Below are 19,801 nucleotides of genomic sequence, written 5' to 3'. Positions count from 1 at the left end.
CCAGCCTAGCGATCGGTCCGTGCCGCGCACAGGCCGCGACGGCGGCGAAGGTCACCGCGCGGGCGGCTCGCTGCCGACGAGCCACATGGAGAAGAACTGCGAGCCGCCGCCGTAGGCGTGCCCGAGCACCTTGCGCGCCCCGTCGACCTGGTGCTCTCCGGCCTGGCCCCGCACCTGGAGGGCGGCCTCGGCGAAGCGGATCATGCCGGAGGCGCCGATGGGATTGGTGGACAGGACGCCGCCCGACATGTTGACGGGGAGGTCCCCGTCGAGTTCCGTGACGCCCGACTCGGTGAGCTTCCAGCCCTCGCCCTCCTCGGCGAACCCCAGGTTCTCCAGCCACATCGGCTCGTACCAGGAGAACGGCACGTACATCTCGACGGCGTCGATCTCGCGGCGCGGGTCGGCGATCCCGGCCTGCCGGTAGACGTCGGCGGCGCAGTCCTTGCCGGCCTGCGGGGACACGAAGTCCTTGCCCGCGAAGAGGGTCGGCTCGCTGCGCATGGCGCCGCCGTGCATCCACGCGGGCGGCTTCGGGGAGCGCTCCGCACCCGACCGGTCGGTGAGGATCATGGCGCAGGCCCCGTCGGACGACGGGCAGGTCTCGGAGTAGCGGATGGGGTCCCAGAGCATCGGCGACGCCTGGACCTTCTCCAGGGTGATGTCGTGCTCGTGGAGGTGGGCGTACGGGTTCTTCAGGGCGTTGCGGCGGTCCTTGTAGGCGACGACGGAGCCGACGGTGTCCGGGGCGCCGGTGCGCCGCATGTACGCGCGCACGTGCGGGGCGAAGAAGCCGCCGGCACCGGCGAGCAGCGGCTGCTGGAACGGGATGGGCAGCGACAGGCCCCACATGGCGTTGGACTCGGACTGCTTCTCGAAGGCGAGGGTGAGGACGGTGCCGTGGACGCGGGCCGCGACCAGGTTCGCGGCGACGAGCGCGGTGGAGCCGCCCACGGAGCCCGCGGTGTGCACGCGGAGCATGGGTTTGCCGACGGCGCCGAGGGCGTCCGCGAGGTACAGCTCCGGCATCATGACGCCCTCGAAGAAGTCGGGCGCCTTGCCGATGACGACGGCGTCGACGTCGGCCCAGGTCAACTCGGCGTCGTCCAGGGCGCGTTGGGCCGCCTCGCGGACGAGTCCCGCGATGGAGACGTCGCGGCGGGCGGCGACGTGCTTGGTCTGTCCGATCCCGACGACGGCCACGGGCTCTTTCGACATCACTGGTCCTCCCCTTCGAGTACGGCGACCAGGTTCTGCTGGAGGCAGGGCCCGGAGGTGGCATGGGCGAGCGCGCGCCGGGAGCTTCCGGCGTGGATGCGGGCGGCGGCCTCGCCGATGCGGATGAGTCCGGCGGCCATCACGGGGTTGGCGGCGAGCGCGCCTCCCGAGGGGTTGACGTCGACGTCGTCTCCGAGGCTCAGGGCGCGGCGCAGGACGACTTCCTGCGAGGTGAACGGGGCGTGCAACTCGGCGGTGTCGACGGGCCGTTCGAAGGCTCCGGCGTTCTCGGCGGCGAGCCGGGTGGAGGGCGAGTCGGTGAGGTCGCGGACGCCGAGGCTGTGTGCCTCGATGCGGTGGTCGATGCCGCGGATCCAGGCGGGGCGCTCGCACAGCTCGCGCGCCCGGTCGCCCGCGGCGAGGATCACGGCGGCGGCGCCGTCGCCGATGGGCGGGCAGTCGCCGGTGCGCAGCGGATTTACGACGTAATCGCCGTGCGGCACGTTTCCGCGCAGCTGGGCGTGCGGATTGCCGGTGGCGGACTCGCGGCTGCGGGCGGCGACCCCGGCGAGCGCGGGCTCGTCGGTGTGTCCGCCGTCGATGAGCGCCTGCGCCTGGAGGGCGGCGAGGGCGACGGAGTCGGGCCACAGCGGGGCGACGTAGTACGGGTCGAGCTGTCGGGTCAGGACGTCGCGCACGGAGCCGGGCGAGGACTTGCCGTAGGAGTAGACGAGCGCGGTGTCGGCCTCGCCGGTCAGCAGCTTGGTCCATGCCTCGTACAGGGCCCAGGCGCCGTCCATCTCGACGTGCGACTCGGAGATCGGGGGCCAGGCGCCGACGCCGTCGAGGGCCATGGTGAAGGAGAAGGCGCGTCCGGCGAGATAGTCGCTCGATCCCGAGCAGGTGAAGCCGATGTCGCTGGTCTTCAGGCCGGTGCTGGCGAGGACCTGGTGCAGGACGGGCATCAGCATCTCTACCTCGGACTGTTCGTCGGAGGTGCGGGTGTGGTCGGTCTGCCCGAAGGCGACGACGGCGATGTCCCGGATCGGCGGCCGCATCAGATCATCTCCTTGTACGTGTCGTAATCGGCGTCGGGTTCGCCGGTGGGCCGGTAGTGGTCCGGGTAGCGGCCGCCCTCGGTCCACACCGGTTCGACGCGCAGGCCCATGCGCACCTGGTCGTAGGGGATGCCGGCGATGCGGCCGTGCAGGGCGAGGTCGGCGCCGTCGAGGGCGATGTGGGCGTACACGTACGGGACGTCGATGTCGAGGTTCTTGGCCTTGATGTTCACGATGCAGTACGTGGTGACGGTGCCGCCGGGGCCCACTTCGACCTGGTCGGTGGTGGCGAGGCCGCAGGTGGGGCAGGCCCCGCGGGGCGGGATGTAGACCTTGCGGCAGGAGGGGCAGCGTTCGCCGACGGTGCAGCGTTCGGCGAGGGCGTTGATGTAGCGGGTCTGGGCGCCGCCGGGGCTGTAGGTGTAGTCGAGGCGGGCGGGGGCGACGATTCCGGTGACGGCGTCCTCGAACTCACCGCTGTGCGGGGCGACTTCGGTTTCCGTGCCGTCGCCCTCGTACGGTTCGAAGCACGCGATGTCGGTGATGGCGCCCTCGCGTTCCTCGGCCCAGCGGACGCGGACGCGCTGTCCGGTGTGCACGGCGTCGGGGCCCGTCGCGTCGAGGGCGTGGAGCAGCGCGGTGTCGGCGCCGTCGAGCTTGACGAGGACCCAGGCGAAGGGGCGGTCGAGGGGCTGGCCGCGCCGGGGTTCGGGGTTCCAGGCCCAGGTGGTGACGGTGCCGGTGGCGGACACCTCGACGAGGTCGCGGATCTCCTCGGCGGTCACGGGGTCGTACTCGACGGGCGGGACCATCACCGTGCCGTCGCCGGTCTTGACGCCGAGAACGGTGCGCTCGCGCAGTCCGCTGAGGAAGGCGGACTGGACGGGGCCGAGGGAGCGGGTGAAGGGGAACTCGACGACCAGTGGTGCGCGCAGCACCTCCGGTTGGGCGGGGGATGTCATGAGGCCTCCTTGGCGTAGGGGCGTGCGGGGTCGGGGTGGGGGTCGGGCCTCACTTCCGGCGGAACTCGGCCGGGCGCTTCTCGGCGAAGGCGCGGGCGCCCTCCTTGGCGTCGGCGGTGTCGAAGATGGGCCAGCCGCGCTTCAACTCCGAGGCGAGACCGTCCGTTTCGGTCATCTCGGCGGTCTCGTAGACGGAGGCCTTGACCGCCTCGACGGCGAGCGGTCCGCAGGCGTTGATCTGCTCGGCGATCTCCAGGGCGGTGTCGAGGGCGGCGCCGTCGGGGACCACGCGGCCGACGAGCCCGATGGCGGCGGCCTCGGCGGCCGGGTAGGGGCGCCCGGTCAGCAGCATCTCCAGGGCGTGCGTGCGGGGCACCTGGCGCGGCAGCCGGACCGTGGAGCCGCCGATCGGGAAGAGCCCGCGCTTGACCTCGAAGAGCCCGAACGTGGCCGACTCCCCCGCCACCCGGATGTCCGTGCCCTGGAGGATCTCGGTGCCGCCCGCGACGCAGTGGCCCTCGACGGCCGCGATGACGGGCTTTCGCGGGCGGTGGTGGCGCAGCATCGCCTTCCAGTGCAGATCGGGGTCGGCCTTGAGCCGGTCCCGGTACTGCTCGCCCTCCATCCCCTTGCCCGCGAGCGCCTTGAGGTCCATGCCGGCGCAGAACGCGCCGCCCGCCCCGGTGAGCACGATGGAGCGGATCGCGTCGTCGGCGTCCGCCTCCAGCCAGCCGTCGTGGAGGCCGACAAGCATCGGCAAGGACAGCGCGTTCTTGGCCTCGGGCCGATTGAGCGTGAGTACGAGCGTGGCGCCTTCACGCCGGACGTCGAGATGTTCGGTCCCACCCATGAGGGGTCCTCCAGTCAGCCGTCGGCCTCGGACCTGGAACAGGTTGCAGGAGGGCACGTGGCAGTTCAAGAGTTTTCTGACACTCAGTCAGTTTTCTTGTGCGGAGCCCCTTCCCCCTTACTCCCCGTTCTGTTCTGATGACGGCCAGAGAGTTGCGGACGCGGTTCAGCTGGATCAGGAGGAGCGCGGTGGAGTACAACCTTGCCGACCTGTTCGAGTCGGTCGTCGACGTGGTCCCCGACCGCGAGGCGCTCGTCTACGTGGACCATCCCGGCACGGGCGCGGAGCGCCGGCTCACGTACGCGGAGCTGGACGCGGCGGCCAACCGTGTCGCGCACCATCTGATCGCCGCCGGGATCCGCCCGGGCGAGCACCTGGGCCTGCACCTCTACAACGGCGTCGAGTACCTCCAGACGGCCATCGGCTGCCTGAAGGCGCGCGTCGTACCGGTGAACGTCAACTACCGGTACGTGGAGGAGGAGTTGGCCTACCTCTACCAGGACGCGGACCTCGCGGCGCTCGTCTTCGACGCCGAGTTCACCCCAAGGGTGGCGGCGGCGCTGCCGCGCGCGGAGAAGCTGCGCCACCTCATACGGGTGGGGTCTCCCGAGGCGGACGCGCCGCCCCTGAAGGCGGTGGACTTCGAGGAGGCGACCGCGCAGTCCTCGGACGGGCGCGGGTTCCCCGAACGCTCGGCCGACGACCAGTTCATCATCTACACCGGCGGCACGACGGGCATGCCCAAGGGGGTGATGTGGCGTCAGGAGGACCTGTTCTTCGCCGGGTTGGGCGGAGGCGCGCCGACCGGGGAGCCGGTGTCACGGCCCGAGGAGCTGGCCGAACGGGTGGCGGCGGGCGGCGAGGGCATCACGTTCTTCCCCACTCCCCCGCTGATGCACGGCACCTCGACGCTCACCGCGTTCATCGGCTTCAACTTCGGCCAGCGGGTCGTCATCCACCGCAAGTTCGTCCCGGAGGAGGTGCTGCGCACCATCGAGAAGGAGAAGGTGACCAGCATGTCCCTGGTGGGCGACGCGATGCTGCGCCCGCTCATCGACGCGCTCAAGGGCCCCTTGAAGGGCACGGACTGCTCGTCGATGTTCAGTGTCTCGTCCTCGGGCGCGATCATGTCGGACACGGTGCGCGCGCAGTTCCAGGAGCTGGTGCCGAACACCATGCTGCTCAACAACTTCGGCTCGTCCGAGTCCGGCTTCAACGGCACGGCGACGGCGGGTTCGGGCGCGGGAGCGGGCTTCCACGTCCGGGTGAACTCCCGTACTCAGGTGGTGGATCCGGCGACGCACGAGCCGGTGGCGGTCGGCGAGGTGGGGCGGATCGCACAGCGCGGGCATGTCCCGCTCGGCTACTACAACGACCCGGCGAAGACCGCCGAGACGTTCTTCCAGAAGGGCGACGAGCGGTGGGTGCTGCTCGGCGACATGGCGACGGTCGACGCGGACGGCATCGTCACCGTGCTGGGGCGCGGCTCGCAGTGCATCAACACGGGCGGCGAGAAGGTGTACCCGGAGGAGGTCGAGCAGGCCCTCAAGTCGCATCCGGACATCTACGACGCGTTGGTGGCCGGTGTGCCGGACGAGAAGTGGGGCAACCATGTCGCGGCGGTGGTCCAACTCGCCGACGGGGCGCGACCGTTGACCCTGGACGCCGTCCAGACCCACTGCCGGTCCCACCTCGCGGGCTACAAGATCCCCCGCCAGCTGGTGGTGACGGACCGCATCCAGCGCTCGCCGAGCGGGAAGGCGGACTACCGGTGGGCGCGGCAGGTGGCGGCGGAGAGGACCGCGTAGACCGAAGGCCCCCTCCGCGCCCGGGTCACGGGCTCAGTCGAGGCAGAACTCGTTGCCCTCGATGTCCTGCAGCGTGATGCAGGACTCGTTCTCCTCGTCGGCGCGCTGCGTCAGGACATGCGTGGCGCCGAGCTTGTACAGGCGCTCGGCCTCCGCTTCGAGCACCGCGAGCCGCTCGTCGCCGACGAGGCCCGTACCCGCCCGTACGTCGAGGTGGACGCGGTTCTTCGCGACCTTCCCCTCGGGGACGCGCTGGAAGAACAGGCGGGGCTCCACCCCGTTGGGATCGACGGCGGCGGACCAGGACTCGTCCTCGTCCGCGCCGTCCGGCATCACGTATCCGAGCACCTCGCACCAGAAGCGGGCGACCCGCACCGGCTCCGCACAGTCGAAGGTGATCTGAACCTTCTTGATCGTGGTCATCGGCGCACCTTAGCAAGCGTGTTCCGTCTCGCGGCACCGATTTTCGGTTGCCGGGCCCGGCCCCCGGTGCTGAAGTGCGCGCCATGGAACTTGCGAAGGTACGGGACCTGTTCGACCGGCAGCTGCGGCGCGACGCGCGGCCCGACGATCCCGGGACGCGCGTCGAGCGGGTCGGCGGCGTGGTGCGCCGCGTGGGGCCCGAGAAGGGCTGGAACGGGGTGCTGTGGTCGGACCTCGACGCGGACACCGCCGACGCGGCGATCGCCGAGCAGGTCCGCTTCTTCGGCGGGCTCGGGCGGGCCTTCGAGTGGAAGACGTACGGACACGATCTCCCGGTCGACCTGCCGGAGCGGCTCGCGGCGGCCGGCTTCGAGGCGGAGGAGCCGGAGACGCTGCTCGTGGCGGAGACGGCCGCGCTCCCCCACGACACGCCGCCGCCCGCGGGCATTCGGTTGCTCCCCGTGACCGACGACGCGCATGTGGAGCTGGCGGAACGGGTGCACGAGCGGGCCTTCGGCCCGGGCCGCGCGGCCGTGGGGCACCAGCTGCGCGCCCAGCTCGCCCAGGACCCGGACACGGTTCCGGCGGTCGTGGCGCTGCACGGCGAGGAGCCGGTGAGCGCGGCGCGGCTCGAACTCCACCCGGGGACCGCGTTCGCGAGCCTGTGGGGCGGCGGCACGGTCCCCGAGTGGCGGGGGCGGGGCGTCTACCGCTCGCTGGTCGCCTTCCGCGTCCGGATCGCCGCCCAGCGCGGCTTCTCGTACGTCCAGGTGGACGCGTCGCCGTACAGCAGGCCGATCCTGGAACGCCTGGGGTTCACGGCCCTCGGGACCACCACCCCCTACGTCTGGGAGCCCCCGGCGGGCCGCTGACGTCGGAAACCGGAGCGCCGCATCTCTTGACGACTGCCCTCACCTCTTGAATTACTGATCGACAGCAGGGCAACCGAATGATCGGTCGGGAGTTTCGGGAGTGCGTGCGATGGCGTCGACGGAGACGGACTGGCGGGACGAGGGCGAGCTGCTCGGCCCGGACGAGCTGCGGGCGGTGCAGCTTGAGCGGCTGCGCGGGACGCTGCGCCGGGTGTACGAGCGGGTGCCGTTCTACCGCGAGGCGTTCGACAAGGCGGGCGTGCGCCCCGACGACTGCCGCTCCCTCGCCGACCTGGGGCGCTTCCCGTTCACCACGAAGGCGGACCTGCGGGACAACTACCCGTTCGGGATGTTCGCCATCGACCAGTCGGAGGTCCGCCGGCTGCACGCGTCGAGCGGCACCACGGGGCTGCCGACGGTCGTCGGGTACACCGAGGCAGACCTGTCGATGTGGTCGGACATGGTGGCGCGGGCGATCCGCGCGGCGGGCGGCAGGCCGGGCCACAAGGTGCACGTGGCGTACGGGTACGGGCTCTTCACGGGCGGGCTCGGCGCGCACTACGGGGCGGAGCGGCTGGGCTGCACGGTGATCCCGGCGTCCGGCGGCATGACCTCGCGGCAGGTGCGGCTGATCCTGGACCTGAAGCCAGAGATCATCATGGTCACGCCCTCGTACATGCTCACGCTCCTCGACGAGTTCGAGCGCCAGGGAGTCGACGCGCGCACCACGTCCCTGAAGGTCGGCATCTTCGGCGCGGAGCCGTGGACCGAGGAGATGCGGCGCGAGATCGAGGAGCGGGCGGGCATCGACGCGGTCGACATCTACGGCCTGTCGGAGGTCATGGGACCCGGTGTGGCACAGGAGTGCGTGGAGACCAAGGACGGGCTGCACATCTGGGAGGACCAGTTCTACCCGGAGATCGTGGACCCGATCACCGGCGAGGTGCTGCCGGAGGGCGAGCCGGGCGAGCTGGTGTTCACGTCGCTGACCAAGCAGGCGATGCCGGTGATCCGCTACCGCACGCGGGACCTCACGCGGCTGCTGCCGGGCACGGCGCGGCCGGCGTTCCGCCGCATGGAGAAGATCACCGGCCGCAGTGACGACATGGTGATCCTGCGGGGCGTGAACCTGTTCCCGACCCAGGTCGAGGAGATCGTGCTGCGCACACCGGGCGTCGCTCCGCACTTCCAGCTCCGCCTCACCCGCGAGGGCCGGATGGACGCGCTCACGGTCCGCGCCGAGGCCCGCCCGGACGCGACACCGGACGAGCGCGAGTCGGCGGCGCGCGCCATCGCGGCCGGGATGAAGGACGGGGTCGGGGTGACGGTCTCCGTGGAGATCGTCGAGCCGGAGTCCCTGGAGCGGTCGGTCGGCAAGATCAAGCGGATCGTGGATCTGCGGGAGCGGTGAGCGGACCGCCGGGTCCGCACGGCTGACGGCCGGACGGTGGCGCATCGCCCGCGGGCGGAGTGCCACCGTCCGGCCGTCTCGCGTTCCGTCCTCGTTCAACTGCCGGGCTCTGTGCGCTTCTTGTGTCGTTCCTAAGGTCCATGAGGCCTTGAAGGAAGGGACTCATGGACCACAGACAACCGGACGACGGACCGGCGGTGGAACCGCTCGCGCTGCGGGCGCGCGGCATCACGAAGTGCTTCGGCAACGTTGTCGCCCTCGACGGCGTCGACCTCGACGTGGCGGCGGGCCGGATCCACGGCCTCGTCGGCCCGAACGGCGCGGGCAAGACGACCCTGCTGGGCCTGCTCCTCGGCCTGGCCGTGCCGGACTCCGGCACCCTCGACGTGCTGGGCGTGCCGGTCGGCCGGGCCCTCGCCGCGCCCGCGGGGGTGGCCGGGTTCGTGGACGGCCCCGGGCTCTACCCCTCGCTGACCGCGCGGCAGAACCTGGCCGCGCTGGCGGATCTGCGGGGGCTCGACGCCCGTACGGGCACGATCCGGGACGCACTGGCCGAGGTCGGGCTCGCGGAGGTGGCGGACGACCGGGTACGGGGCTTCTCGCTCGGCATGCGGCAGCGGCTCGGGCTCGCGTCGGCGCTGCTCACGGAGCCGCGCCTGCTGATCCTCGACGAACCGTCGAACGGCCTCGACCCCGCCGGCGCGCGACACGTGCACCGCGTCCTGCGGGGGCTCGCGGCGGACGGCACGGCCGTCGTGCTGTCCAGCCACCGCATGGACGACCTGGAGGCGCTCTGCTCCGAGGTCACCGTCCTCGCCACCGGCCGGGTCGCCTTCTCCGGGCCGCTGAGCGGTCTGACGGCGGACGACCAGGAGCTCGCGTACCGGCTGCTGACCTCCGACCCGCGCGCGGCCCACACTCTGGCGGCGGCCACGGACGGCGTCCGTGCCGAGCCCTCGACGCGCTACGGGGCGGAGGCCCTGGTCGTCCGCGCCCGCACGCACGCCATCGACGCGCTGGTGTCCCGCCTCGTGACGGAAGGCATCGCGCTGCGCGAACTGGCGCCGGTGGTCTCCCCGTTGGAGGCGGCGTTCCTGTCGCTGACGGAGGCGGCCGAGTCCGGGCACGGCGAGTCGGCGAGGCGGGACCCCGCCGGGCGGGCGCCTCGTCCACGGGACGGAGCCTCGAAGGCCGCCGCCCATCGGACGGTGGACGCACGGGACGAGGGCGTGGACGTCACCCGCCCGGGGGTCGGCGGCCCACCGGTCCCCGAGGTCCGTGACCCTGCGGGCTCCGGTCCCGAAGGCGACCGCGCCGCCCCCTCCACTCCCCGCCCCCGGGAGGCCGCGTGATGGCGGACGTGCTGACCGCACCCCCGGGTGTGACGCGCACGAGACCCGTGTCCGTGCGGCGCGCCTACCGGTTCGAGCTGGTCAAGCTCGTGTCGCAGTGGCGGGTGCGGCTGCTCGTGCTGGTCTGCTGGCTGGCACCCGGGGTGTTCGTCGCCGGTGTCGCCGCGCAGAGCACCCTGCCCACCGACACCCTCTTCGGCCGGTGGATGCATGCCACCGGGTGGGCAGGACCGCTGGTGATCCTCGGGTTCGCGGGCGTGTGGGCGCTGCCGCTGCTGACCTCGCTGGTGGCCGGCGACGTGTTCGCGGCGGAGGACCGGCTCGGCACTTGGCGTCATCTGCTCGTGGCGGTCCGTTCGCCGGGCCGGATCTTCGCCGCGAAGGCGCTCGCCAGCCTCTCCGTGCTGCTGGTGCTCGTGGCCGGGCTGGCCGTGTCGAGCACGGTCGGCGGGCTTCTGACGGTGGGCCACCATCCGCTCGTCGGCCTGGACGGCGCGGCCGTCGGGGCGTCGGACGCGGCGGTGCGGGTGCTGCTCGCGTGGCTGTGCGCGCTCGCCCCGACGCTGGCGCTCGCGGCGCTCGGGCTGCTGGGTTCGGTGGCGTTCGGCCGCTCGCCGATGGGTCTGCTGCTGCCCGCGCTGGTGGCGCTGGTCCTTCAACTCGCGCAGTTGCTGCCGCTGCCGGTGAGCGTGCGCGTGGCGCTGCCCGGCTCCGCGTTCCTCGCCTGGAACGGGCTGTTCACCGGGCCCGTCCAGCTCGCGCCGCTGCTGATCGGCGTGGTGATCGCGCTGGTGTGGGCGGCTGCAGCGACCGGGCTCGCACATCTCCTGTTCGTACGGCGGGACTTCACGAATCCGACCGACGACGCGTCCGGCCGCCGCGCGCTCACGTTCGGCGCGCTGCCGCTCGCCGGGCTGCTCGCGGTCAGCGTCGCCGCCCTCGGCCTGGCGGCTCCGGCTGAGGGCTCCGGGATCACGCAGGAGAAGGTGCAGCGCTCGGTCGCCACCGCCTTCGGGCATCTGTACCGCACCCAGGCCGACGAGCTGCACCGGCCTGCGGTCGACGAGGACGCCCTGCGCCCCTCCGCCGCGTGCACGAAGGCCGGTGTGGGCGACGGGGCCGAGGGAGCGGGCAACGACTGGCGCTGCGTCGTCTCCTGGCACCTTCCCGACGTCGAGGCCACGGGACAGGCCGTCTACCAGCTCGACGTCACCTCCGACGGGCGGTTCGTCGCCGACGGCGACGGACCGAAGGAAGTGAACGGCTACTTCCTGGTGCACACCTCGACCGGGGACGCACCGAACCCGCTGTGGCAGTTCGACGGCACCGTCGAGCTGCTGTCCGCGACACCGCACCCACTGAACAAGGTTCCGAAGGGATGAACTCCATGCAGGTATCACGCCGCCGCAGGCGCGTGCCGCGGGCCGGTCTCGGCTCGCTCGCCGGGCGCATCGGCCGCCGCAGACCGCTGGCCACCGCGGGGGTCACCGCGCTCGTCCTGGCGCTCGCGGGCACCGCCTTCGCCCAGACCCATCAGTTCGGCACCGACCAGGTCGGCCAGGAGACCGCGAACGGCCGTGTCGTCTCCAGCGACCAGTACATATCCCCGTACGGCGACCGGACGGTCATCGACAACGGGAAGATCATGTCGTCCGAGGTCAGCCCGGACGGCTCGCACCTCGCCGCCTCGCTCACCGACGGCGGTTCCGCGCTCGGGATCGTCGACCTGAAGACGTGGAAGGTGCAGCAGCTCGTCAGCAACGCGGCCTCCTCGTCGCCGCGCATCAAGAGCAACAACGTCGGCCAGGAGGGCCCCACCTACTCCCCCGACGGCAAGCAGCTCTGGCTCGGCCAGATCGACGGCTACACCCGCTTCACGGTGAAGGACGACGGCTCGGTCACCGACCCGACGTACGTGACCATCCCGGCGGACGGTTCGAAGCACGCGCTCGTCGGTGAACCGGTGTTCTCCAAGGACGGCTCGACGGTCTACTCGGCGGTCAACGGCCAGAACCGGGTCGGGGCCCTCGACGCGGCGAGCGGCGCGATCAGGAAGAGCTGGTCCGTGGGCAACGCGCCGCGCGACCTGGCGCAGGTCGGCGACAAGCTGTACGTGAGCAACGAGGGCGGCCGTCCCGCGAAGGCCGGCGAGTCCACCATCAACTCGTACGGCACCGATGTCCCCGCCGACCCGAAGACCGGCGCGACCACCACCGGCACGCTCAGCGTCATCGACCTGGGCAGGCCGGACGCCGCGGTCCGCTCCCTCGACGTGGGCCTGCATCCGACGGCGCTGTACGCGAGGAAGGGCGCGCTGTTCGTCACGAACACCGCCACGAACGACGTGTCGGTCGTCGACACCACCAAGGACAAGGTCGTCCAGACGATCTCCACCAGGCCGTGGCCCGAGGCGTCCGTCGGCTACGAGCCGAACGCCGTGACGCTGACGGACGACGGCCGCCTCCTGGTGACGCTGGGCCGCGCGAACGCGGTCGCCGTCTACCGCTACACGTCGCCGCAGGAGCCCGTCAGTTATGTCGGGCTTCTGCCGACGGACTACTTCCCCGCCGAGATCAGCACCGTCGGCAAGCAGGTCGTGGTCTCCAACACGCGCGGCATCGACGCCCGCCGACCCACCACCAAGGCGGGACACACCACCCACGACACCACGTCGAGCGTGCAGCACTTCACGCTGCCGAACGACGACGTGATCAAGAAGCAGACGGGCAAGGTGTTCCAGCAGAACGGCTGGACCGCCGGCGTCGCGAAGAAGGCGAGCAGCGACAGCCGGGCGAAGCCCGTGCCCGTGCCCGCCCGCCTCGGAGACCCGTCGACGATCAAGCACGTCTTCCTGATCGTCAAGGAGAACCGGACCTACGACCAGGTCTTCGGCGACATGAAGGAGGGCAACGGCGACGCGTCGCTCGCCGAGTTCGGCGAGAACGTCACGCCCAACCAGCACGCCATGGCCCGGCAGTTCGGCCTCTACGACAACACGTACGACATCGGCACGAACTCGGCCGAGGGCCACAACTGGCTGATGCAGGCGGACAACCCGGAGTACACCGAGTCGTCGGCCGGTGAGTACCAGCGCAGTTACGACACCGAGGACGACGCGCTCGGCCACCAGAAGTCCGGGTTCCTGTGGACCGGCGCGCAGAGCGCGGGCCGGTCGGTGCGGGACTTCGGCGAGTTCCACCAGTTCCTCGACAAGCCGGCCGACGCGAGCTGGCAGAACCTGTACTGCGACAGCAAGAACATGGCGGCGACCGGAAAGGACACCGCGTACAAGCTGACGTCGTCCTCGCCGATCCCCTCGCTCAACTCGGTGTCCGTGCCGGGCTTCGCGAAGTTCGACACGTCGGTGCCCGACGTGTACCGCTCGGAGATCTGGAAGCGGGACTTCGCCAAGAACGGTCCGGCGAACCTGAACATGTTCTGGCTCTCCAGCGACCACACGGGCGGCCCCGCGAGCGCGCCCGCGCAGGTCGCGGACAACGACCTGGCGACCGGCCGGATCGTCGACACCATCTCACACAGCAAGTACTGGAAGGACTCTGCGATCTTCGTGGTCGAGGACGACTCCCAGGCGGGCCTCGACCACGTCGACGGGCATCGCGCCCCGGTGCAGATCATCAGCCCGTGGGCGAAGCGCGGCACGGTCGACAGCCACTACTACACGCAGATCACGGTGATCCGCACGATCGAGCAGATCCTCGGGATCCACCCGATGAACCAGAAGGACACGGCGGCCAGCCCGATGGCGGCGGCGTTCACGAAGAAGGCCGACTACACGCCGTTCACTGCGGTGCCGAACCGGACCTCGCTGACGGCGGGGCTCGCCACTCCCCCGTCGTGCGGCGAGGACAAGCCGGCGGCCCAGGACCCGAAGGCGGCGGCCGTGCCGTCGACCGCGGTGCCGGCGGAGCAGCGGAAGCTGGCCGACACCTGGGACGCGTGGAAGGCGAAGCAGCGCCTCACGGGTGAGCACGCGGTGCCGGACTACGCGAACCCGGCGCAGATGAACCACTTCACCTGGTACGAAACGCACGGCTGGAAGAAGCCGTATCCCGGCGAGAGCAAGCTCTACGCGCCGGACGACGTGCCCGGCGCGTTCCTCCCCTCGGCGGAGAACGACGGCTGACGGACCCTAGCCCTCCGCGAATCGGTCCCTGAGCTCCCGCTTGAGGATCTTGCCGGAGGCGTTGCGGGGCAGTTCGTCCACGAAGACGACCCTCTTGGGCGCCTTGAAGTGGGCGAGCTGCTCGCGGGCGTGGGCGATCAGCTCGTCCTCGGTGACGTCCGCGTCGCCGCCGCGCACCACGACGGCGGTGACGGCCTCGATCCAGCGCTCGTCGGGCAGGCCGACGACGGCGGCCTCGGCGACGGCCGGGTGGGTGTAGAGGGCGTCCTCGACCTGGCGGGACGCGACGAGGACACCGCCGGAGTTGATGACGTCCTTCACCCGGTCGACGACGGTGAAGTAGCCCTCGCTGTCGCGCACGGCGAGGTCGCCGGAGCGGAACCAGCCGTCGCGGAAGGCCTGTTCGGTCTCCTCGGGCTTGTCCCAGTAGCCGTCGCACAGTTGCGGCGAGCGGTAGACGACCTCGCCGGGCGTGCCGTCGGGCACGTCCTTGCCCTCGTCGTCGACGATCTTCGCCTCGACGAACAGGACGGGCCGCCCGCAGGAGTCCATCCGGCCCTCGTGCTCGTCGGGGCCGAGGACAGTGGCGAGCGGGCCGATCTCGCTCTGCCCGAAGCAGTTGTAGAAGGCGAGTCCGGGCAGCCGGGCGCGCAGCCGTTCGAGGACGGGGACCGGCATGATCGAGGCGCCGTAGTACGCCTTGCGCAGACCGCTCAGGTCGCGGTCGGCGAACTCCGGGTGCTGGGAGAGCCCGATCCACACGGTCGGCGGCGCGAACAGGCTGTCGGCCTCGCCCGCCTCCACCAGGTCGAACACCGGCCCGGCGGCGGGCGCGTCGAGGATCGTGTTGGTGGCGCCCACGGCCAGGTACGGCAGCAGGAACACGTGCATCTGCGCCGAGTGGTACAGCGGCAGCGCGTGCACCGGCCGGTCCGTCACCTTGAGGTCGAGCGCGTGGATGGCGCTCACGTACTCGTGGACGAGCGCCCGGTGCGTCATCCGGGCGCCTTTGGGCAGCGCGGTGGTCCCCGAGGTGTAGAGGAGCTGTGCCAGCTCGTCGGCGTGCGGCGGCTCCCCGTCGTACGGCGTGCTCGCGGCGAGGCGCCTGAGCAGCGTGTCGTCGGCGTCGCGCAGCGGCAGCACGCGTACGTCTCCGGGGAGGCGGTGCGCGATGTCGGGGTCGGCGAGGACGAGCGAGGTGCCGGACTGGCGGACGATGTACGCGAGGTCGTCGCCGGTCAGGTTCTGGTTGACCGGGACGTGCACGAGGCCCGCGCGGGCGCACGCGAGGAAGCCGATCAGGTACGCGTCGGAGTTGTGCCCGTAGGCGCCGACCCGGTCGCCGGGCGCGAGGCCCTCGGCGCGCAGCGCACCGGCGGCCCGGGACACGGCGTCGTCGAGTTCCTCGTAGGTCCATGAGCGCGGCCCGTAGCGCAGGGCGACGCGCGCCGGGGTGCGGCGGGCGCTGCGGCGCAGGACTCCGTCGACGGTGCTGCTGGCGGCCTCGGCGGCAGGTGACCTCGTCATGGCGTGATCCTGTGCGGTAGCGGGCGCCGGGTCAAGGGACGCGTCGCGCGCCGCGGCGGACCTCTCGGCACGGGACATACCGGTTGGTACGCTCGGCCGCGCCACACCCTGCTCAACCACCTCTGCCCGTACTGCAGTTGGGAGCACGATGCGCACACGCCCGGGACACAGACGCCTCGCGGCCGTCGGGATCGCCCTGCTGACCCTGGTCGGCACCGCGGCCTCGGTCCCGTCCGCCGCGGCAGGACGGGACGCCCACCCGCACGGCGGCGGGCTCTCCGCCACCATCCGGTACACCGAGTACGGCATTCCGCACATCGTCGCGAAGGACTACGCGAACCTCGGCTTCGGCACCGGATGGGCGCAGGCCGCCGACCAGGTGTGCACGCTCGCCGACGGGTTCGTGACGCTGCGCGGCGAGCGCTCGCGGGTGTTCGGGCCCGACGCGGCGCCCGACGGCTCGCTGTCGTCGGCGACCAAGAACCTCTCCAGCGACCTGTACTTCAAGGGCGTCCGCCAGACGCACACCGTCGAGAAGCTCCTCGACACGCCGGCGCCCGCGGGGCCGAGCCGGGCCGTGAAGGACTCCATGCGCGGCTGGGCCGCCGGGTACAACGCGTGGCTGCGGCAGAACCGGATCACCGACCCGGCGTGCAAGGGCGCCGACTGGGTGAAGCCGGTGACGGAGCTCGACGTGGCGACGCGCGGGTACGCGCTCGCGGTGCTCGGCGGGCAGGGGCGCGGCATCGAGGGCATCACGGCCGCGCAGCCACCGACCGCCGCCTCCGGTGCCACGCGGGAACAGCCTGACAAGGCCGACGCCGCGCGCGCCGCCCGTGAGCTGTTCGCGCAGGACTCCTCCGACATGGGCTCGAACGCGGTGGCGTTCAGCGGGGCGGCGACGGCGAACGGGCGGGGGCTGCTGCTCGGCAATCCGCACTACCCGTGGCAGGGCGGCCGCCGCTTCTGGCAGTCGCAGCAGACGATCCCCGGCGAGCTGAACGTCATGGGCGGGGCGCTGCTCGGCAGTACCGGCGTCTCCATCGGGCACAACGCCCATGTGGCGTGGAGCCACACGGTGGCGACGGGTGTCACGCTCAACCTGCACCAGTTGACGCTCGATCCGTCCGACCCGACGACGTACGTGGTCGACGGCAAGAAGGAGCGGATGACGAAACGGTCCGTGACGGTGCCGGTGAAGGGCGGCGCCGACGTCACCCGCGCCCAGTGGTGGACCCGCTACGGACCGGTCGTCACGAACCTCGGTTCCCAGTTGCCACTGCCGTGGACGGCGACGACGGCGTACGCGCTGGGCGACCCGAACGCGGTGAACCTGCGGGCGTCCGACACGGCGCTCGGCTTCGGCAAGGCACGCTCGACGGCCGACGTCCTCGCGTCGCTGCGGCGCACGCAGGGCCTGCCGTGGGTGAACACGATCGCGGCGGACTCCTCGGGGCACTCGCTGTTCACGCAGTCGCAGGTGCTGCCGCGGATCACGGACGACCTGGCGGCGCGCTGCTCGACGCCGCTGGGCAGGACGACGTACCCGGCGTCGGGCGTCGCGGTCCTCGACGGTTCGCGCGGCGACTGCGCGCTCGGCAGGGACAAGGACGCGGTGCAGCCGGGGATCTTCGGCCCGTCGAAGATGCCGGTGCTCAAGGACGCCCCGTACGCGGAGAACTCCAACGACAGCGCGTGGCTGGCCAATCCCGACAGGCCGCTGACCGGTTACGAGCGGGTCTTCGGGAACATCGGGACGCAGCGCTCGATGCGTACGCGCGGCGCGGTCGAGGACGTCGCGGCGATGGCGGACAAGGGGTCGCTGACGGTCGCCGACCTGCAGCGGCAGCAGTTCGCCGACCGGGTGCCGGCCGCCGATCTGACGGCCGCGGACACGGCGAAGGCGTGCGCGGCGCTGCCCGGTGGCACGGCTTCCGGCAGTGACGGCAAGCCGGTCGACGTCTCGGCGGCCTGTGACGTGATCGGCCGCTGGGACCGCACCATGAACACCGAGAGCCGGGGCGCGCTGCTCTTCGACCGGTTCTGGCGCAAGCTCACGGCGGCGGTGCCGGAGGCGCAGTTGTGGAAGGTGCCGTTCTCCGCGGCCGACCCGGTGGGCACGCCGAACACCCTCAACACGCAGGCGCCGGGCTTCGCGACGGCGCTGGCGGACACGGTGACGGAACTGAAGGCGGCGAACATCCCTCTGGACGCCGAACTCGGCGACCACCAGTTCGTGACGCGCGGCGGCGACCGCATCCCGGTGCACGGTGGTACGGAGTCGCTGGGCGTGTGGAACAAGGTGGAGCCGGTGTGGAACGCGGCGGGCGGCGGCTACACGGAGGTGACGACCGGTTCGAGCTACATCCAGGCGGTCGGCTGGAACGGCGGCCGCTGCCCGGTGGCCCGCACCCTCCTCACCTACTCCCAGTCCTCGAACCCGGACTCGCCCCACTACAGCGACCAGACACGCCTCTACTCCCAGAAGAAGTGGGTCACGGAACGCTTCTGCGAGAAGGACATCCTCAAGTCGCCCGCACTGAAGGTGGTGCGGGTCCACGACTGAGCACCGGGCCGTCCCCGGTCGCTCGGGGACGGCCCGGCGCGGGCGCGAGGTCACACCGCCCGGGTCCGCCCCTCCCAGTACGGGTCGCGCAGGCGGCGTTTGTAGAGCTTGCCGTTGGGGTCGCGGGGCATCGTGTCGATGAAGTCGACCGTCTTGGGCCGCTTGTAGCCCGCGAGTCGGGTCTCGCAGTGGGCGAGGATCTCGGCGGCGAGCGCGTCGTCGGCCGTGCGGCCCTCGGCGACCTCGACGACCGCCTTGACCTCCTCGCCCCAGTCGTCGTGCGGGATGCCGAACGCGGCGGCGTCGGCGACGGCGGGGTGGGTGAGGAGCGCGGACTCGATCTCGGCGGGGTAGATGTTGACACCGCCCGAGATGATCATGTCGATCTTGCGGTCGCGGAGGAAGAGGTAGCCGTCCTCGTCCAGCAGTCCCAGGTCACCCACCGTGAAGAAGTCGCCGATGCGGTTCTTCTTCGTCTTGCCCTCGTCCTTGTGGTACGAGAATCCGCCGGTGTTCATCTTGAGGTAGACGGTGCCGAGTTCACCGGCGGGCAGCTTGTTGCCGTCGTCGTCGTAGATGGCCAACTCGCTGATGGGCCACGGCTTTCCGACGGTGCCGGGCTTCTTCAGCCAGTCCTCGGCCGTGGCGAACGCGCCGCCGCCCTCGCTCGCCGCGTAGTACTCCTCGACGCACATGCCCCACCAGTCGATCATCGCGCGCTTGACGTGGTCGGGGCACGGCGCGGCGCCGTGGATCGCGTGCCGCATGGACGTCACGTCGTAGCGGTCCTTGACCTCCTGCGGGAGCGCGAGCAGGCGGTGGAACTGCGTCGGGACCATGTGCGTGTGGGTCGCCCTGTGGGTGTCGATGAGGCGGAGCATCTCCTCGGGCGTCCACTTGTCCATGAGCACGAGCTTGTGCCCGATGTGCAGGGACGCGCCCGCGAACTGCAGCACCGCCGTGTGGTAGAGCGGTGAGCACACGAGGTGCACGTTGTCGTCGTACGGCTTGATGCCGAAGATGCCGAGGAATCCGCCGAGGTACGACTCCTCGGGGAGCTTCCCGGAGAGCGGACGGCGGATGCCGCGGGGGCGCCCTGTCGTGCCGGACGTGTAGTTCATGACCCAGCCGAGCGTGCGGTCCGCGGGCGCCGACTCGCTCTGTCCGTCGAGCAGTTCGGCGTACGGGCGGAAGCTCGCGACGTCCCCGACCGCGTACCGGTGGCTGTCGGGCAGGCCTGCCTCGTCGGCCGCGGCGCGGGCCGCGTCGGCGAACCGCTCGTGCGCGATCAGCACCTTGGCGCCGGAGTCGGAGACGATCCAGGCGATCTCCGGGCCCACGAGGTGGTGGTTGACCGGCACGAGGTAGAAGCCGGCCTGCGAGGCGGCGAGGTAGGCGGTGAAGAACTCGACGCCGTTGGGCAGCACGAGGGCGAAGGCGTCACCGCGCTTCAGGCCCGCCTCCCGCAGCCCGTGGACCATCCGGTTGGCGGCGGCATGCAGCCGCCCCGCCGTCCAGGGCTCGCCGTCGGGTGCGATCAGGATCGTGCGCTCGGGGTCGGCGGCGGCCTGCGCCCAGAATCCGTTGGGGGGTGTGCTCATGCTCGTCCC

General features: G+C 71.5%; 13 protein-coding genes and 1 pseudogene. 7 read left to right on the top strand and 7 right to left on the bottom strand.

The annotated features are described in order from the left end of the window. Positions 1-51: 51 nt before the first annotated feature. Genes ACTWJ8_RS38730 through ACTWJ8_RS38715 form a run of 4 tightly spaced genes read right to left on the bottom strand, consistent with a single transcriptional unit; the run spans position 52 to position 4,088 of the window. Entirely contained in the window at positions 52-1,218 is a 1,167-nt protein-coding gene (locus ACTWJ8_RS38730; protein WP_356384808.1) for a thiolase domain-containing protein, read from the bottom strand. Next, positions 1,218-2,276: a thiolase domain-containing protein gene (locus tag ACTWJ8_RS38725; protein WP_356384806.1), complete on the bottom strand. Its 1,059-nt coding sequence runs from the start codon at positions 2,274-2,276 to the stop codon at positions 1,218-1,220. Before ACTWJ8_RS38725 ends, ACTWJ8_RS38730 begins: the two co-directional genes overlap by 1 nt. After that, on the bottom strand, positions 2,276-3,238 hold the full coding sequence (locus ACTWJ8_RS38720) for a Zn-ribbon domain-containing OB-fold protein (RefSeq protein ID WP_443262107.1): 963 nt from the start codon (positions 3,236-3,238) through the stop codon (positions 2,276-2,278). The genes ACTWJ8_RS38725 and ACTWJ8_RS38720 overlap by 1 nt, the downstream gene beginning before the upstream one ends. A 49-nt stretch (positions 3,239-3,287) precedes the next feature. Continuing rightward, complete coding sequence (locus tag ACTWJ8_RS38715; RefSeq protein WP_356384800.1) at positions 3,288-4,088, bottom strand: crotonase/enoyl-CoA hydratase family protein; 801 nt, start codon at positions 4,086-4,088, stop codon at positions 3,288-3,290. 188 nt (positions 4,089-4,276) lie between these two features. On the opposite strand from ACTWJ8_RS38715, the gene ACTWJ8_RS38710 reads away from it, so the two are divergent. Next, positions 4,277-5,896: an acyl-CoA synthetase gene (locus ACTWJ8_RS38710; RefSeq protein ID WP_443262106.1), complete on the top strand. Its 1,620-nt coding sequence runs from the start codon at positions 4,277-4,279 to the stop codon at positions 5,894-5,896. A 33-nt stretch (positions 5,897-5,929) separates the two neighbouring features. On the opposite strand, the gene ACTWJ8_RS38705 is transcribed toward ACTWJ8_RS38710, so the two are convergent. After that, positions 5,930-6,319 carry a VOC family protein gene (locus tag ACTWJ8_RS38705; RefSeq protein WP_356384794.1) on the bottom strand — a complete coding sequence of 130 codons (390 nt, stop codon included), beginning with the start codon at positions 6,317-6,319 and terminating at the stop codon, positions 5,930-5,932. An 83-nt stretch (positions 6,320-6,402) separates the two neighbouring features. Between ACTWJ8_RS38705 and ACTWJ8_RS38700 the strand changes: the two genes are divergently transcribed. The 5 genes and pseudogenes from ACTWJ8_RS38700 (at position 6,403) to ACTWJ8_RS38680 (ending at position 14,098) form a co-directional block, all read left to right on the top strand. Continuing rightward, positions 6,403-7,191, top strand: a complete 789-nt coding sequence (locus ACTWJ8_RS38700; protein WP_443262105.1) for a GNAT family N-acetyltransferase — start codon at positions 6,403-6,405, stop codon at positions 7,189-7,191. A gap of 109 nt (positions 7,192-7,300) precedes the next feature. After that, positions 7,301-8,602 (top strand): phenylacetate--CoA ligase PaaK, encoded by a 1,302-nt coding sequence (paaK, locus tag ACTWJ8_RS38695; protein ID WP_443262104.1) that lies wholly within the window; start codon positions 7,301-7,303, stop codon positions 8,600-8,602. A gap of 164 nt (positions 8,603-8,766) precedes the next feature. Further along, positions 8,767-9,726 (top strand): annotated as a pseudogene (locus tag ACTWJ8_RS38690) (ABC transporter ATP-binding protein); the annotation flags it as partial. A gap of 227 nt (positions 9,727-9,953) precedes the next feature. Continuing rightward, a complete protein-coding gene (locus tag ACTWJ8_RS38685; RefSeq protein ID WP_443262103.1) occupies positions 9,954-11,336 on the top strand; it encodes an ABC transporter permease in 1,383 nt (460 codons plus the stop codon). A 5-nt stretch (positions 11,337-11,341) separates the two neighbouring features. Continuing rightward, a complete protein-coding gene (locus tag ACTWJ8_RS38680) occupies positions 11,342-14,098 on the top strand; it encodes an alkaline phosphatase family protein (protein ID WP_443262102.1) in 2,757 nt (918 codons plus the stop codon). A 6-nt stretch (positions 14,099-14,104) separates the two neighbouring features. Here ACTWJ8_RS38680 and ACTWJ8_RS38675 read toward each other — a convergent pair whose 3' ends face one another. Beyond that, positions 14,105-15,625, bottom strand: a complete 1,521-nt coding sequence (locus ACTWJ8_RS38675; RefSeq protein ID WP_443262101.1) for an acyl-CoA synthetase — start codon at positions 15,623-15,625, stop codon at positions 14,105-14,107. Positions 15,626-15,773: 148 nt separating this feature from the next. Between ACTWJ8_RS38675 and ACTWJ8_RS38670 the strand changes: the two genes are divergently transcribed. Next, positions 15,774-18,191, top strand: coding sequence for a penicillin acylase family protein (locus tag ACTWJ8_RS38670; RefSeq protein ID WP_443262100.1), 2,418 nt, complete (start codon positions 15,774-15,776; stop codon positions 18,189-18,191). Between the two features lie 50 nt (positions 18,192-18,241). Here ACTWJ8_RS38670 and ACTWJ8_RS38665 read toward each other — a convergent pair whose 3' ends face one another. Continuing rightward, positions 18,242-19,792: an acyl-CoA synthetase gene (locus ACTWJ8_RS38665; RefSeq protein WP_443262099.1), complete on the bottom strand. Its 1,551-nt coding sequence runs from the start codon at positions 19,790-19,792 to the stop codon at positions 18,242-18,244. Between the last annotated feature and the right edge of the window lie 9 nt (positions 19,793-19,801).

Origin of the sequence: Streptomyces sp. SDT5-1 (genome assembly GCF_052245995.1) — a bacterium.
Lineage (GTDB): Bacteria > Actinomycetota > Actinomycetes > Streptomycetales > Streptomycetaceae > Streptomyces.
The sequence above is the reverse complement of the archived record's forward strand: the minus strand, read 5'-3'. Positions and strand labels throughout refer to the sequence as shown.

What these genes read in the sequence shown, in the direction of transcription:
- ACTWJ8_RS38720 (WP_443262107.1), bottom strand. Translation starts at nt 3,238, where the DNA reads ATGACATCCCCCGCCCAACCGGAGGTGCTGCGCGCACCACTGGTCGTC.
- ACTWJ8_RS38680 (WP_443262102.1), top strand. Translation starts at nt 11,342, where the DNA reads ATGCAGGTATCACGCCGCCGCAGGCGCGTGCCGCGGGCCGGTCTCGGC.
- ACTWJ8_RS38665 (WP_443262099.1), bottom strand. Translation starts at nt 19,792, where the DNA reads ATGAGCACACCCCCCAACGGATTCTGGGCGCAGGCCGCCGCCGACCCC.
- paaK (WP_443262104.1), top strand. Translation starts at nt 7,301, where the DNA reads ATGGCGTCGACGGAGACGGACTGGCGGGACGAGGGCGAGCTGCTCGGC.
- ACTWJ8_RS38715 (WP_356384800.1), bottom strand. Translation starts at nt 4,088, where the DNA reads ATGGGTGGGACCGAACATCTCGACGTCCGGCGTGAAGGCGCCACGCTC.
- ACTWJ8_RS38705 (WP_356384794.1), bottom strand. Translation starts at nt 6,319, where the DNA reads ATGACCACGATCAAGAAGGTTCAGATCACCTTCGACTGTGCGGAGCCG.
- ACTWJ8_RS38685 (WP_443262103.1), top strand. Translation starts at nt 9,954, where the DNA reads ATGGCGGACGTGCTGACCGCACCCCCGGGTGTGACGCGCACGAGACCC.
- ACTWJ8_RS38730 (WP_356384808.1), bottom strand. Translation starts at nt 1,218, where the DNA reads ATGTCGAAAGAGCCCGTGGCCGTCGTCGGGATCGGACAGACCAAGCAC.
- ACTWJ8_RS38675 (WP_443262101.1), bottom strand. Translation starts at nt 15,625, where the DNA reads ATGACGAGGTCACCTGCCGCCGAGGCCGCCAGCAGCACCGTCGACGGA.
- ACTWJ8_RS38725 (WP_356384806.1), bottom strand. Translation starts at nt 2,276, where the DNA reads ATGCGGCCGCCGATCCGGGACATCGCCGTCGTCGCCTTCGGGCAGACC.
- ACTWJ8_RS38700 (WP_443262105.1), top strand. Translation starts at nt 6,403, where the DNA reads ATGGAACTTGCGAAGGTACGGGACCTGTTCGACCGGCAGCTGCGGCGC.
- ACTWJ8_RS38670 (WP_443262100.1), top strand. Translation starts at nt 15,774, where the DNA reads ATGCGCACACGCCCGGGACACAGACGCCTCGCGGCCGTCGGGATCGCC.